Annotated in this window: 14 protein-coding genes; 6 read left to right on the top strand and 8 right to left on the bottom strand. The window is 41.6% G+C overall.

What is annotated here, in order from left to right; translation table 11 throughout:
* Positions 1-37: 37 nt before the first annotated feature.
* Together J0X13_RS15095 and J0X13_RS15090 are read right to left on the bottom strand one after the other, a co-directional pair.
* Positions 38-991, bottom strand: coding sequence for a transketolase family protein (locus J0X13_RS15095; RefSeq protein WP_207072218.1), 954 nt, complete (start codon positions 989-991; stop codon positions 38-40).
* 17 nt (positions 992-1,008) lie between these two features.
* On the bottom strand, positions 1,009-1,854 hold the full coding sequence (locus J0X13_RS15090) for a transketolase (RefSeq protein WP_207072217.1): 846 nt from the start codon (positions 1,852-1,854) through the stop codon (positions 1,009-1,011).
* 156 nt (positions 1,855-2,010) lie between these two features.
* Here J0X13_RS15090 and tgt point away from each other — a divergent pair, with 156 nt between their 5' ends.
* From tgt to J0X13_RS15065, 5 genes are all read left to right on the top strand, one after another.
* Positions 2,011-3,141, top strand: a complete 1,131-nt coding sequence (tgt, locus tag J0X13_RS15085) for a tRNA guanosine(34) transglycosylase Tgt (protein ID WP_207072216.1) — start codon at positions 2,011-2,013, stop codon at positions 3,139-3,141.
* Positions 3,141-4,223: an LptF/LptG family permease gene (locus J0X13_RS15080; protein ID WP_207072215.1), complete on the top strand. Its 1,083-nt coding sequence runs from the start codon at positions 3,141-3,143 to the stop codon at positions 4,221-4,223. Before tgt ends, J0X13_RS15080 begins: the two co-directional genes overlap by 1 nt.
* A gap of 114 nt (positions 4,224-4,337) precedes the next feature.
* Positions 4,338-5,291 carry an acetyl-CoA carboxylase carboxyltransferase subunit alpha gene (locus J0X13_RS15075; protein ID WP_207072214.1) on the top strand — a complete coding sequence of 318 codons (954 nt, stop codon included), beginning with the start codon at positions 4,338-4,340 and terminating at the stop codon, positions 5,289-5,291.
* Between the two features lie 167 nt (positions 5,292-5,458).
* Positions 5,459-7,006, top strand: a complete 1,548-nt coding sequence (gene dnaB / locus J0X13_RS15070) for a replicative DNA helicase (protein WP_207029633.1) — start codon at positions 5,459-5,461, stop codon at positions 7,004-7,006.
* On the top strand, positions 6,990-8,297 hold the full coding sequence (locus J0X13_RS15065) for an asparagine synthetase B (protein WP_242535758.1): 1,308 nt from the start codon (positions 6,990-6,992) through the stop codon (positions 8,295-8,297). The genes dnaB and J0X13_RS15065 overlap by 17 nt, the downstream gene beginning before the upstream one ends.
* Here the strand turns inward: J0X13_RS15065 and J0X13_RS15060 are convergent.
* Positions 8,294-9,181 carry a dienelactone hydrolase family protein gene (locus J0X13_RS15060; protein ID WP_207072212.1) on the bottom strand — a complete coding sequence of 296 codons (888 nt, stop codon included), beginning with the start codon at positions 9,179-9,181 and terminating at the stop codon, positions 8,294-8,296. The two genes, J0X13_RS15065 and J0X13_RS15060, sit on opposite strands and share 4 nt — an antisense overlap.
* 87 nt (positions 9,182-9,268) lie before the next feature.
* Positions 9,269-10,060: an HAD family hydrolase gene (locus tag J0X13_RS15055; RefSeq protein WP_207072211.1), complete on the bottom strand. Its 792-nt coding sequence runs from the start codon at positions 10,058-10,060 to the stop codon at positions 9,269-9,271.
* 98 nt (positions 10,061-10,158) lie between these two features.
* Here J0X13_RS15055 and J0X13_RS15050 point away from each other — a divergent pair, with 98 nt between their 5' ends.
* A complete protein-coding gene (locus J0X13_RS15050) occupies positions 10,159-10,581 on the top strand; it encodes a secondary thiamine-phosphate synthase enzyme YjbQ (RefSeq protein WP_207072210.1) in 423 nt (140 codons plus the stop codon).
* Between the two features lie 114 nt (positions 10,582-10,695).
* On the opposite strand, the gene rplT is transcribed toward J0X13_RS15050, so the two are convergent.
* From rplT to thrS, 4 genes are all read right to left on the bottom strand, one after another.
* A complete protein-coding gene (gene rplT, locus J0X13_RS15045) occupies positions 10,696-11,040 on the bottom strand; it encodes a 50S ribosomal protein L20 (RefSeq protein WP_014033571.1) in 345 nt (114 codons plus the stop codon).
* A gap of 91 nt (positions 11,041-11,131) precedes the next feature.
* Entirely contained in the window at positions 11,132-11,329 is a 198-nt protein-coding gene (gene rpmI, locus J0X13_RS15040; protein ID WP_014033572.1) for a 50S ribosomal protein L35, read from the bottom strand.
* Between the two features lie 48 nt (positions 11,330-11,377).
* Positions 11,378-11,929: a translation initiation factor IF-3 gene (gene infC, locus J0X13_RS15035; RefSeq protein ID WP_313786738.1), complete on the bottom strand. Its 552-nt coding sequence runs from the start codon at positions 11,927-11,929 to the stop codon at positions 11,378-11,380.
* 36 nt (positions 11,930-11,965) lie between these two features.
* The gene (gene thrS / locus J0X13_RS15030; RefSeq protein ID WP_207072209.1) at positions 11,966-13,906 is read right to left on the bottom strand and encodes a threonine--tRNA ligase; all 1,941 of its coding nucleotides are present in this window, start codon (positions 13,904-13,906) and stop codon (positions 11,966-11,968) included.
* Positions 13,907-14,268: the final 362 nt, after the last annotated feature.

Raw genomic sequence — 14,268 nt, 5'->3', positions numbered from 1 at the left:
AGATTGCAAAATATCCCTAAGGGATATTTTATCGAAACTATTTACGTTTCAACACTTTTAAAACGGCCTCTTCAATGGCTTTATTGTTCAGGCCGTACTTCTCCATAAGTTGCTCTGGGGTTCCGCTTTCACCAAAAGTGTCTTTTGTTGCCACAAACTCTTGAGGGGTAGGGTGGTGGGTGGCCAGTACACGGGCCACGCTTTCACCTAGTCCTCCTAAGTAATTGTGTTCTTCTGCGGTTACCACACATCCTGTTTTCTTCACAGAATCCAAAATGGCCTTACTATCCAAAGGTTTAATGGTATGGATATCGATTACTTCTGCTGAAATACCTTGGTTTTCCAAACTTTCCGCGGCCAAGAGGGCCTGCCATACCAAATGACCTGTGGCCAAAATGGTTACATCAGTACCTTTATTGAGCATAAGGGCCTTACCAATTTCAAATTTTTGGTCTACCGGAGTAAAATTGGCCACTTTAGGTCTTCCAAAACGCAAATAAACCGGACCATGGTGCTCGGCTATGGCCAATGTTGCGGCTTTGGTCTGGTTAAAGTCACATGTGTTGATGACCGTCATTCCTGGTAACATTTTCATTAAACCGATATCTTCCAAGATTTGGTGTGTGGCACCGTCTTCTCCAAGAGTTAAACCAGAGTGGGAGGCACATATTTTCACGTTTTTATCGGAATACGCAATGGATTGACGAATTTGATCGTAAACACGCCCAGTTGCAAAGTTTGCAAAAGTTGATGCAAACGGGATTTTCCCACCAATGGTCAGACCGGCAGCAATGCCCATCATATTGGCTTCTGCAATACCAACTTGAAAGAAACGCTCGGGGTTTTCTTCAATAAAAGTGTCAATCTTTAAGGAGCCTACCAAGTCGGCACAAAGCGACACTACATTAGGGTTGGTCCTCCCCAATTCCGTCATTCCTGCGCCATATCCGCTTCGAGTATCTTGTTTTCCTTGATCTGTATATTTTGTCATTTTCTCTTTTTCTATGATTAGTAATCGCCTAAAGTCTCTGGATTTTGCTCCAATGCAGTGGCCAATTGCTCATCGCTTGGGGCTTTACCGTGCCATGCGTGGGTATGCATCATAAAGTCTACACCATTGCCCATTTCGGTCTTCATGATGATACAAACAGGTTTTCCTTTGCCTGTTCTGCTCTTGGCTTCATTTAAACCGGCAATTACCTGTTCCAAATCGTTACCGTCCTCAATTTCCAGAACATCCCATCCAAATACCTTAAATTTTTCGCCTACATCACCAAGAGGAAGCACATCTTTTGTTGCACCATCGATTTGTTGGCCATTTCTGTCCACAGTGGCGATCAAATTGTCCACATTGTTACCAGCCGCATACATTATGGCCTCCCAGTTTTGTCCCTCTTGTAATTCACCATCTCCATGGAGACTGAATACTAAATGATCATCTCCGTTCAATTTTTTGGCAAGGGCAGCACCAATCGCAACGGACATTCCTTGTCCCAAAGAACCGGAAGCCACTCGAACTCCTGGCAATCCTTCGTGGGTGGTCGGGTGTCCCTGTAACCTGGAATCGATCAGCCTAAACGTGTTCAGCTCTTCGATCGGGAAATATCCTTTTCTCGCTAAAACACTGTAAAATACAGGAGAAATATGGCCATTGGAAAGGAAAAAGAGGTCTTCCCCAATTCCATCCATGTCAAACCCATCCTTTAAATCCATGATCTCGTTGTAGAGTGCTACAAAGAACTCGGTACAACCCAAGGAGCCCCCTGGATGCCCCGAATTAACCTTGTGGACCATTCGTAAAATGTCCCTTCTTACCTGTACTACCAGGTCTTGTAATTCTTGCGTGTTCGGCATTGTGTGTCTAATTTAGATATCAAATGTAATTGCATTATTGTTCGAAAACAAGTGTTAAATATACATTTATTAAATGATTTAACATTGGAAACTTTATTTTTTTGTTAAGGATCAACGAAACAGAGTTGGTTATATTTGCGGTTCTAAAACGAACAATTGGATTTTACCTTAGTACAAAAGGATAGTAAAAGTAAGGCTAGGGCGGGGGAGCTAACCACCGACCATGGCACTGTACAGACCCCTATATTTATGCCGGTTGGCACAGTAGCTTCCGTAAAAGGGGTGCACCAAAGAGAGTTGAGGGATGAGATTGACCCGGACATTATTCTGGGCAATACATACCACCTGTTTTTAAGACCAAAAACGGGAATCTTACAGGAGGCCGGTGGATTACATAAATTCATGAATTGGGACCGTCCTATTTTGACAGACAGTGGCGGTTATCAGGTATACTCCCTTTCGGATAACAGAAAGATCAAGGAGGAGGGAGTAAGGTTTAAATCCCATATCGATGGGTCCCGTCATCTTTTCACACCAGAAAATGTAATGGAGGTTCAGCGCACAATAGGTGCTGATATTATTATGGCCTTTGATGAGTGTACGCCTTATCCATGCGACTACCAATATGCAAAGCGTTCCATGCACATGACGCATCGATGGTTGGACCGATGTATCAATCATTTGGAAAAACTGCCGTATACCTATGATTATTCACAAAGTTTCTTCCCGATCGTACAAGGCTCTACATATAAGGATTTGAGAAAACAATCCGCAGAATATATAGCATCTGTAGAAGCTGAGGGTAATGCCATTGGCGGCCTATCGGTAGGAGAGCCAGCAGAGGAAATGTACGAAATGGCAGAATTGGTCTGTGATATTCTACCGGAGGATAAACCAAGGTATTTAATGGGCGTTGGCACACCAATCAATATTTTGGAAAATATAGCGTTGGGTGTGGATATGTTCGATTGTGTAATGCCCACCCGTAATGCAAGAAATGGAATGTTGTTTACGGCACACGGGACCATCAACATTAAAAACAAAAAATGGGAAAACGATTTTTCCCCAATAGATGAGATGGGGATTACCTTTGTGGATACAGAATATTCCAAGGCTTATTTGCGACATTTGTTTGCTGCCAATGAATATTTGGGCAAGCAAATTGCCACCATTCACAACCTAGGTTTTTATTTATGGTTGGTGCGTACGGCAAGAGAACGTATTTTAGCCGGAGATTTTTTGGAGTGGAAGACCAGAATGGTCAGCCAGATGGATAAAAGACTGTAATGTTCACCATACTCGATAGATACATCCTAAAACGCTACCTGATCACCTTTATGGGGATGCTATTGTTGTTCGTGCCTATTGGGATCATGGCCAACTTGGCGGAAAAAATCGGGAAAATCATTGACAACGAGGCCCCATTGGCCGAGGTAATTGTCTTTTACGGTAACTTTACTTTGGTGATCGGTAATTTATTGTTGCCCATTTTCCTTTTCCTATCCATTATATTTTTTACTTCTAAACTGGCCAGCAATACCGAAATTGTTGCCATTTTGAGTTCAGGTGTTTCCTTTGGGCGTTTCTTACGTCCCTATTTTGTTGGGGCCACCATGGTAGCCATACTTATTTTTATGATGGGGATGTTTATAGTGCCCCATGCCAGTATTGGTTTTAACGAGTTTGAGTACAAATATTTTAAAAAAGGTAAACAAACCAGGGTTACCGAGAATATCTTTAATCAATTGAACGAGCGGGATTATATCTATGTGAGCAGTTTTGATCCCAATCGTCAGATCGGTTACAACTTTACCTACGAACATTTCGACTCTATCGGTAAACTGGATTATAAGATTACTGCCAGTAACATAAGGTGGGTAGAAGATGACAGCATTTATAGGCTTACCAACTATAAAAAACGCGAGGTCATAAATGAGACCGAGTACATCAATGCAAAGCGTAGGTTGGATACTGTTTTCTCATTTCAAATAGATGATCTTACCCCGGTTTCCTATGTGGCAGAGACCAAGAACCTATTTGAGCTCAACGATTTTATCGAAGATCAACGTAGAAAAGGTGCATCAAATATAAACGCCTACGTACTTGTAAAATATAAAAGATGGGCCTTGCCCATAGCAGCATTTATACTTACCGTAATAGCGGTAGCCGTATCTTCCGTAAAGCGGAGGGGAGGTATGGGGCTCAATTTGGCCTTTGGTATTGGAGTGGCCTTTGTCTATATCTTTTTTGACAAGGTTTTTGGAACCTTGGCCGAGCAATCAGGATTTTCACCTTTGCTGGCCGTGGTGATTCCCAATCTCATTTTTGGTGTTTTTGCCGTTTATATGCTTATGAAGGCCAAGCGATGATTCATTACATACAGCGTATATTGTTGAAGTTAAAAGACTTGTATATTTCATGTGAGTATTCCATAATGTTATATATTTGTCCCCATTGTTTTTCGTGAAAATAAAAGACTTCCCATGGAATATCTAGAATTTGAACTCCCCATCAAAGAACTTGAAGATCAACTTCAAAAATGTATGGTGATCGGGGAAGAAAGTGATGTAGACGTTACAGAAACGTGCTCTCAAATCGAGAAAAAACTGGATCAGACCCGAAAGGATATCTATAAAAACCTTACCGCTTGGCAAAGAGTACAGTTGTCGAGACACCCCAGTAGACCTTATACCATGGATTACATCAATGCTATCTGTGGAGACACCTTTCTTGAGCTCCACGGTGATAGAAATGTAAAAGATGATAAGGCCATGGTCGGCGGATTGGGTAAGATTGGTGACCAAAGCTATATGTTCATTGGTCAGCAAAAAGGATATAATACGAAGACCCGTCAGTACCGAAATTTTGGTATGGCCAATCCGGAAGGTTACCGTAAAGCACTTCGGTTGATGAAGTCTGCCGAAAAATTTAAGATTCCCGTAGTATGCTTTGTGGATACTCCAGGGGCTTACCCGGGCATTGAAGCCGAGGAACGTGGACAAGGAGAGGCCATTGCCCGTAATATTTTGGAAATGACCCGTCTCAAAGTCCCTATTATCGTAATTATTATTGGAGAAGGAGCTTCAGGTGGTGCATTGGGTATTGGAGTAGGGGATAAGGTATTGATGTTGGAAAACACATGGTACTCTGTTATTTCTCCAGAATCCTGCTCATCTATTCTTTGGAGAAGTTGGGAATACAAGGAACAAGCCGCCGAATCCTTAAAATTGACCGCTACCGATATGAAAAAGCAAGGTTTGGTCGATGAAATCGTTAAGGAACCTTTGGGTGGTGCTCATTCCAACAGAGAAAAAACATTCGAAACCGTCGCTAACAAAATTTCTTCCCATTTTGAAGAACTCAAAAAGTTATCACCAAAGGAATTGGTGAAATCCCGCATGGAAAAATATGCGAATATGGGTGTTTTCAGTGAATAATTCTTGTTTTTTGGGGGCTCACCTTTTTTGTTAGGTTATATCCCGGATTTTTTTTATGTTATTAACAGGTAATTAAAGTTATTAACAATAAAATTGTTGAGTACCTGTGGAAATCGTGTTCGTCTAAATTAAAGTTAACTAAAGGTTAATTAGCTACTTTCGTATTCATGGAAAAACCTAGCCCCATTGCTGGACATCGAGTGGACAAATCTGCACTTATCAACCTGGAGAAAGGTAAAATACCGCCTCAAGCCGTTGATTTAGAGGAGGTTGTGTTGGGTGCTATGATGATTGACAAAAAAGGCGTTGATGAAGTGATCGATATTCTTCACCCAGACGTTTTTTACAAGGATTCCCATAAATATATTTACGAAGCCATCTTTAAATTGTTCGAATCTTCCGAACCAGTGGATTTATTAACTGTTTCGTCCCAATTAAAGAAAGATGGGAAGCTGGAAGCTGTAGGAGGTGATTTTTATTTGATAAAGCTCACCCAAAAAGTGGCTTCTTCGGCGCATATTGAGTTTCACGCAAGAATCATACTCCAAAAATACATTCAGCGTAGCTTGATCAAAATATCCAACGATATTATTGAGGAAGCTTATAGTGATGCAACCGACGTATTTGACCTTTTGGACAATGCAGAGGCAAAATTATACGAAGTAACACAAGGAAATTTAAAGCGTTCTGCTGAGACTGCCCAAAATTTGGTGATTCAGGCCAAAAAACGCATTGAGGAAATTTCCAATAAAGAGGGCTTGAGTGGAATTCCTTCCGGTTTTGATAAGTTGGACAAACTTACCTCTGGTTGGCAGCCCAGTGATTTGATCATCGTGGCGGCACGTCCGGGTATGGGTAAAACCGCACTGACCCTTTCCATGGCACGTAACATCGCTGTAAACTCCGAAATTCCCGTTGCCTTTTTCTCCCTGGAAATGTCATCTGTACAGTTGATTACCCGTTTGATTTCTTCAGAAACAGGCTTGTCCTCGGAAAAATTAAGAACAGGTAAACTGGAAAAGCACGAGTGGGAACAGTTGAATGTTAAAGTAAAAACTTTGGAAAAGGCGCCTTTGTTTATTGATGATACGCCTTCCCTTTCAATTTTTGACCTTCGGGCCAAAGCAAGACGTTTAGCCTCACAACACGACATTAAGCTCATTGTGATTGATTATTTGCAGCTTATGACTGCTGGGGGAAGTCAAAAAGGAGGGAATCGTGAACAGGAGATTTCAACTATTTCAAGGAACCTAAAAGCATTGGCCAAGGAACTCAATGTTCCTGTAATTGCACTGTCCCAGTTATCGAGGGCTGTGGAGACCCGTGGAGGCAGTAAGCGACCTATTCTTTCGGATTTGAGGGAATCAGGGGCCATTGAGCAGGATGCGGATATCGTATCTTTCATTTACAGACCCGAATATTATAAAATTGATGAGTGGGACGATGAAGAACGCACCCCCACCCAAGGTCAAGCAGAGTTCATTGTGGCCAAACACCGTAATGGAGGTTTGGAAAATATTAGGTTAAAATTTGTGGGTGCTCTGGGTAAATTTGATAACTTGGATGACTTTGATTCCCCATTCGAATTCCAATCGAAGATGAATGCGGACGAAGAAAATCCCTTTGCGACACCAAATCTTCCGAGTACGGACGATGCATTTGGTAGCGCAATGAACAGTGACGATGACCCAGATGATAATGACGTGCCTTTCTAAAACAATTGCTTTTTTATCACCTCGAACAGAAATCAGAGGTGTGCTTTTAGCATTTTTTTTACTACTTACTTTTCAATCTTTTGCTTCAGTTATCCTAATCCCAATGGATGCCGAGGGGCAGAAAAACCATTTAAAAGCTTACGGAATAACCTATTGGGTGCTCTCCAAACAGCAAAAGGTGCAATGGCTGCTCAACTATCGAGGAGGCTCTTTTATATTGCCCGATGGAGAGGCCATTCGCAAGGAGTGCCAAATACGGGGTGTTTCGTTTGAAGTACTTTCCGACGGACAGGCGACTCAAATACTGGACGAAATCAGTAGTCCATCCCAAAACCAAGATGCCGTCATACTAGAAAAAGCACCAAAGATTGCGGTGTATTCCCCAAAAGGAAACCAGCCTTGGGACGATGCCGTGACCATGGTGCTTACCTATGCGGAGATTCCCTATACTACCATTTATGATACCGAAGTACTGGGCGATAAGTTGGCCTTGTATGATTGGCTGCATCTCCATCATGAAGATTTCACTGGACAATATGGGCGCTTCTATGGACATTACAGAGCAGCTCCATGGTACATTGAGGAAAAGGCCAATGCAGAGGAGTTGGCTCAAAGCTTGGGGTATGACAAGGTTTCCGAAGAGAAGCTTGCCGTAGCCCTAAAAATCAGGAATTATGTAATTGGTGGTGGGTTTATGTTTGCCATGTGTTCCGCTACCGATAGTTTTGATATTGCATTGGCTGCCGAAGATGTGGATATCTGCGAGCCAATGTTCGATGGTGACCCTTCCGATGCGAATTATCAGGCCAAATTGGATTTTAGCAATACATTCGCTTTTACCAATTTCACCTTGGAAAGAAATCCCATCCGCTATGAGTTTTCGTCCATCGATATGACCAATAAAAGGGCCAATGTGCCCAAAGAATCCGATTATTTCTCTTTGATGGAATTTTCGGCCAAATGGGACCCTGTACCCACTATGTTGACACAAAACCATACCAGTTTGGTGAAGGGGTTTATGGGTCAGACCACAGCATACACACGAAGCCAAGTAAAACCAACGGTAATGGTGCTTGGTGAGAATAAAATCAACGGGGAGGCAAGGTACATACATGGCATTAAAGGCAAAGGATTCTTTACCTTTTATGGAGGTCATGACCCCGAGGATTATCAGCATAGGGTAGGAGACCCTAAAACGGAATTGGAACTCCACCCCACTTCACCTGGGTACCGATTGATCTTGAACAATGTGTTGTTTCCTGCTGCCCGTAAAAAGAAACAGAAGACCTAACTCAAGTGCTCCTTAAAGAAATCTATAGTCCTTTTCCAAGCCAAATCGGCTGAGGCCTTATCAAAACGGGGGGTTGTATTATTGTGGAACCCATGGTTGACATCTGGATAAAAATGCACTTCATAATCCTTGTCGAGTTCGTTCAGTTTAGTTTTATAATCTTCCCAACCAGCATTAACTCTTTCATCCAATCCCGCATAGTGAATTAATAAAGGGGCATTGATCTGTGCTACTTCATCATCTGCGGGTTGACTACCATAAAACGGAACTGCTGCTGCTAAATCTGGAACTTTTACGGCCATCATGTTCGATATCCATCCACCAAAACAGAAACCTACAACACCTACTTTACCGTTACAATCCTCATGGTTTTTGAGATAATTGTAGGCAGCAATGAAATCTTCCAACATCTCGTTACGATCTCGTTTCCGCTGCATTGTTCTGCCGTCATCATCGTTTCCAGGGTATCCTCCAAGTGGTGTAAGTGCATCTGGAGCCAAGGAAATGAATCCTGCTTTGGCCGCTCTACGCCCAACATCTTCAATGTAAGGATTAAGGCCCCGATTTTCATGTACTACTACAATACCGCCCATTTTACCTGTGCTGTTTTTTGGTTTGGACAGCAAGCCTTTGATTTCACCACCACCTTTTGGAGAGTTGTATGTGATGAATTTGGAGTCCAGTTCCGGGTCATTGGGCGATACGGTGAGTGTATCCTTGTAATTGGGCATAATAAAGCTCATCAACGAAGCCATAGTAATGCCGCCAACGGCATACACGGAAAGCTTTTCCATAAACTCCCTACGGTCTATCTGGTTGTGGGCATATTTATCATAAAGGTCAAAGACCTCTTGTTTAATGTCTTCTTTTTTTAAAGGTGCCATAGTGTTGCTTTTATAGTTTGTCCTTTAAGGTACAAATTTTACGAAAGCAAATTACTCAGGGGATAGGTATGGAATATTGTTTCGAAACTAAAGCAACTTTTCCAATATTCGTTCCACACCAAATTCATCGTTGCTGCGGGTGGTGTATTTGGCGGTTTTCAGCACATTGGGGTGCGCGTTGGCCATGGCAAAACTGTAATCGGACAGCTCTAGCATTTCCAGATCGTTGTTGTAATCCCCAAAGACCATAATCTCATGCGATGCAATCTGAAATTCGTCCATCACTTTTTTTAGGGCGTATCCTTTATGCGCATTCAAATCGGATACATCAACCCAATTGGCCCCTGATACTTTTACTTTTAGGTCACCTTCCAGGTGTTTCACGTTGGGATAAATGTGTTTTTCAGAATTTTCAAAATGGTAAATGGCTATTTTGAGCACCTCCGCATCCACTTGCTTTTGATCTTCAACGATCTCGAATTCGGAATAGTATTCTTTAAGCATATCAATAAACTCATTGGAGTCCCCGCCTACAAATGCATTGTTTTGGCAGCACAATACAGGATGTACATTTTCCAGTGGACGCACAGTGTCCAAAATTCGATGCACCTCGGATGTATTGATAGGGGTTGTAAGTAAGGTTTCCTCTTGTTTCTTGATCAGGGCACCGTTCTCCGCAATGACCAAAATCTCATTTTTGATGGACTCCAATTTGTCCACCATGCTGTGGTACTGTCTTCCACTGGCGGCAACAAAGGCAATGTTTTTCTTTTTGAGTTCTTCGTAGATTTCAAAAAATCGGGAGCTTACTTCATGTTTGGAATTCAAAAGTGTTCCATCCATATCGGTAACCACCATTTTTATTTGTGATAGGTCCATTCCAACTAATTAAGCTGCAAAGTTATTTGTTATTCATGGAAATGGTTCCTTGTTTTGGTAAACTTTATATTAATTTGAGGTCAAAGAATGTTTTTTACATGAATTTTTATCAGAAAGAAATACAATTACGGTCGTACTCCAGAGGGTTCCATTTGATTACAGATACTGTTTTGGATGCGATGCCAGAACTCCGAAAGATGAATACAGGCTTTTTACAGGTGTTTATTAAGCATACTTCGGCCAGTTTAACGATCAATGAAAATGCCGATCCAACGGTGAGAACGGATTTCGAGAGCCACATTAACAAAATGGTGCCTGAAGATGCGCCCTATTATGTGCATAACTATGAAGGGCCGGATGATATGCCCGCCCATATAAAAGCTTCGTTGATGGGTGCTTCTGTTCAGATACCCATAACAAAGGGGAAATTGAACATGGGAATATGGCAAGGTATTTACCTGTGCGAACATAGAAACCATGCCTCGGGAAGAAAGTTGGTGTTAACCGCTTATGGTCAATAGTGGAAAAGTCGTAAGCTAGAGATCAGTTGTAAATTTACATCCTTGAAGACCCTAAAATAAAAGATCCCGCACAAGGCGGGATCCAAATAAGCGGGGTAAGTTTATATTAGCTTTTTACTTTACTTTCTCAACAATTGCTTTAAAAGCATCTGGATGGTTCATGGCCAAATCGGCGAGAACTTTTCTGTTAAGTTCAATTCCATTGGCTTTTACCTTCCCCATAAATTGAGAGTAAGACATTCCGTGCATCCTGGCTCCAGCATTAATACGGGTAATCCATAAAGAGCGGAAAGTACGCTTTTTGTTTCTTCTATCGCGGTAAGCATAAAGCATTGCTTTTTCTACCGCATTTTTGGCTACTGTCCAAACGTTTTTACGTCTTCCAAAGTAACCTTTGGCTTGCTTCATCACTTTTTTTCTTCTAGCTCTTGAAGCAACTGAATTTACTGATCTTGGCATAATGTGTCATTTTTTTGTAGCAGGCGTCTCAATTATTGAGAACTTTTATGAGCCCGACTCCATGGTTAATAAATAATGTACCGGTGAACAATTATTTTAAACGCAATTGTTCTTTGATGTTGTCCTCATCCGCCTTGTGAACCAAAGTGGAATGTGTCAACTTTAGCTTACGCTTTTTAGACTTTTTTGTCAGAATGTGACTCTTAAAAGCGTGCTTTCTTTTGATTTTACCAGTTCCTGTAAGCTTAAAACGCTTTTTGGCACTGGATTTTGTTTTCATCTTAGGCATTTTCCTAGTATTTAACTCCGCTTATTATACCGAACCAGGGTTCAGTTTTTATTTTTTATTTGTCTTGGGTGCGATGAACATGGTCATACGCTTGCCTTCCAATTTAGGCATCTGTTCAACTTTCCCTAGCTCTTCGAGCTCTTGGGCCAGTCTTAACAGTAATATTTCGCCTTGATCTTTGTAAACGATAGATCGTCCCTTAAAGAACACATAGGCTTTAAGTTTGGCACCATCTTTCAAGAATTTCTCTGCATGTCTTTTCTTGAATTCATAATCATGGTCATCAGTTTGTGGTCCAAACCTTATTTCCTTTACGACAACTTTACTCGCCTTGGCCTTCATGGCCTTGTCACGTTTCTTTTGTTCGTAAAGAAACTTTTTATAATCCATCACCTTGCAAACAGGTGGATCGGCTTTTGGGGAAATTTCCACCAAATCCAACTCCTGTTCGTTGGCTATATCCCTTGCTTTGGAAATGGGATAAACACCCATTTCAACATTATCGCCGACAAGCCTTACTTCTCGGGCTTTTATTTTCTCATTGATGTTGTGAGGGTTTTTATTTTCCCTCCTTGGTTGGGGTCTAAATCTTCTTCTAATTGCTATGACGTAAACTTTTTAATTAAACTTAATTTCTTAGAACGACTTTAAGGTACTATTTATTTCAGTAGTTACCAAGTCTGAAAATGCATCTACGCTTAAACTGCCCAAATCTTCACCTCCATGTCGCCTTACAGAAATGGTCGCAGACTCTTCTTCCTGTTCCCCGACAATAATCATGAAAGGGATTTTCTTGAGTTCTGCCTCACGGATTTTTTTCCCTACCGTCTCGTTCCTCTTATCAATGAGCGCGCGAATTTCGTGATTTTCTAACGAATTCAAAACTTTTTCCGCATATTTTTCGTGTTTCTCACTGACGGGCAGAACGATAGCCTGGGTTGGAATCAACCACAATGGGAAGTTCCCGCCAGTATGCTCCAATAATAAAGCCACGAATCGTTCCATGCTTCCAAAAGGCGCACGGTGAATCATCACGGGCCTGTGCAGCTCATTGTCACTTCCTTTATAGGTGAGGTCGAAACGCTTGGGTAGGTTGTAATCCACCTGAATGGTTCCCAATTGCCAGTTTCTTCCAAGGGCATCCTTGATCATAAAATCCAACTTGGGGCCGTAAAAAGCAGCCTCACCACTCTCAACCACGTAGTTCAAGCATTTTTCTTCAGCAGCGTTTATGATGGCCTGCTCGGCTTTTTCCCAGTCGTCCGTGTTGCCAATGTATTTGTCAGGGTTTTCCAAATCCCTTACAGATACCTGGGCAGTAAAATCTTCAAAGCCTAGCGAGTTCAATACATATAGTGTAAGGTCAATTACATTTTTGAACTCGTCGTTCAATTGTTCCGTGGTGCAAAAAATGTGGGCATCGTCTTGAGTGAATCCTCTTACTCTGGTAAGACCATGTAACTCTCCACTTTGTTCATATCTGTATACGGTACCGAATTCAGCATATCGCTTTGGTAAATCTTTATAGCTGAACGGATGACTGTTGTATATCTCGCAATGGTGCGGACAGTTCATAGGTTTCAACAGGAACTCTTCGTCCTCTTTGGGCGTGTGGATGGGCTGAAAGCTATCTTCTCCGTATTTGGCATAGTGGCCCGAGGTAACGTATAGTTCCTTTTGACCAATGTGGGGGGTAACCACCATTTCGTAGCCTGCTTTCTTCTGTGCTTTCTTTAGGAATTGTTCCAAGCGCTCTCGTAGAGCGGCACCATTGGGCAACCACAAAGGAAGACCTTGTCCTACTTTTTGCGAGAAAGTGAAAAGCTCTAATTCCTTGCCCAGTTTTCTATGGTCTCTTTTCTTGGCCTCTTCCAAAAGCTGCAAGTATTCGGTGAGTTCCTTTTGTTTTGGAAAGGAAATGCCATAAACACGCGTCAACTGTGTATTGTTTTCGTCACCTCTCCAGTAGGCACCGGCAACACTCAACAATTTGATAGCTTTTATGATTCCCGTGTTTGGAATGTGTCCACCACGGCATAGATCGGTAAAAGTGCTGTGGTCGCAAAAGGTAATGGTACCGTCATCAAGGTTTTCGATGAGTTCAACCTTATATTCATTGCCTTGTTCCTTATAATAGGAAAGCGCATCGGCTTTTGAAACACTTCGCATATTGTAGTCATGTTTGCCGCGAGCGATCTCCAAAGCTTTTTTCTCAATTTTTGGAAAATCCTTTTCGGAAATGGACTGGTCTCCAAAATCAACATCATAATAAAAACCGTTCTCAATGGCGGGGCCAATAGTGAGTTTAATTCCAGGATAGAGTTCCTCCAATGCCTGTGCCACTACATGCGAAGTCGAGTGCCAAAAAGCTTTTTTGCCTTCATCATCTTTCCAAGTATATAAGGTAAGGGTACCGTTCTCCTTTAAAGGTGTAACAGTTTCAACGGTGGTGTCGTTGAATTTTGCCGAAATAACATTTCTAGCTAAACCTTCACTGATGCTTTTAGCAACCTCCATGGGTGTAGTTCCTTCTGGAACTTTCTTTACTGCGCCATCTGGCAATGTAATATGAATCATTTACGCTCCTTTATTTTGGATGGTGCCAAAGATACTATCTTGATTTGATGCTTACAATAGGAAGTGGTTGTATTTGTAAGTTCTAATCAATCAGGGTCTTATATATATGTATAAAATATTTTTGATGGTTCTTTGGCTCGATTTAAAATTATTCCTATATTAAAAGTCTGTAAATCAATGAAATGTAATTTTTTTAAAAAAAATTGCAAAATTGTTTTGTGAGATCATTTAAACCTCTCTATATTTGCACCCGCTTAGCTGATAAGGCAGGGCGCTTCCGAGGGGCCGAGAGGATGATTTCGGAAGTAAAATATAAGAGAAGAAGTTCATATACATATTGTAACGACAGCGTAGAATTAATA

This window comes from [Muricauda] lutisoli (nom. illeg.) (assembly GCF_017313105.1).
In the GTDB taxonomy this organism is placed as follows: Bacteria; Bacteroidota; Bacteroidia; order Flavobacteriales; family Flavobacteriaceae; genus Flagellimonas; species Flagellimonas lutisoli.
The sequence above is the reverse complement of the archived record's forward strand: the minus strand, read 5'-3'. Positions and strand labels throughout refer to the sequence as shown.

Bases quoted from the DNA above. Each gene is read 5' to 3' on its own strand.
- J0X13_RS15055 (WP_207072211.1), bottom strand. From the start codon at position 10,060: ATGGACCTATCACAAATAAAAATGGTGGTTACCGATATGGATGGAACA.
- thrS (WP_207072209.1), bottom strand. From the start codon at position 13,906: ATGATTCATATTACATTGCCAGATGGCGCAGTAAAGAAAGTTCCAGAA.
- J0X13_RS15075 (WP_207072214.1), top strand. From the start codon at position 4,338: ATGGAATATCTAGAATTTGAACTCCCCATCAAAGAACTTGAAGATCAA.
- J0X13_RS15050 (WP_207072210.1), top strand. From the start codon at position 10,159: ATGAATTTTTATCAGAAAGAAATACAATTACGGTCGTACTCCAGAGGG.
- J0X13_RS15065 (WP_242535758.1), top strand. From the start codon at position 6,990: ATGACGTGCCTTTCTAAAACAATTGCTTTTTTATCACCTCGAACAGAA.
- rpmI (WP_014033572.1), bottom strand. From the start codon at position 11,329: ATGCCTAAGATGAAAACAAAATCCAGTGCCAAAAAGCGTTTTAAGCTT.
- dnaB (WP_207029633.1), top strand. From the start codon at position 5,459: ATGGAAAAACCTAGCCCCATTGCTGGACATCGAGTGGACAAATCTGCA.
- J0X13_RS15080 (WP_207072215.1), top strand. From the start codon at position 3,141: ATGTTCACCATACTCGATAGATACATCCTAAAACGCTACCTGATCACC.
- J0X13_RS15095 (WP_207072218.1), bottom strand. From the start codon at position 991: ATGACAAAATATACAGATCAAGGAAAACAAGATACTCGAAGCGGATAT.
- J0X13_RS15060 (WP_207072212.1), bottom strand. From the start codon at position 9,181: ATGGCACCTTTAAAAAAAGAAGACATTAAACAAGAGGTCTTTGACCTT.
- J0X13_RS15090 (WP_207072217.1), bottom strand. From the start codon at position 1,854: ATGCCGAACACGCAAGAATTACAAGACCTGGTAGTACAGGTAAGAAGG.
- rplT (WP_014033571.1), bottom strand. From the start codon at position 11,040: ATGCCAAGATCAGTAAATTCAGTTGCTTCAAGAGCTAGAAGAAAAAAA.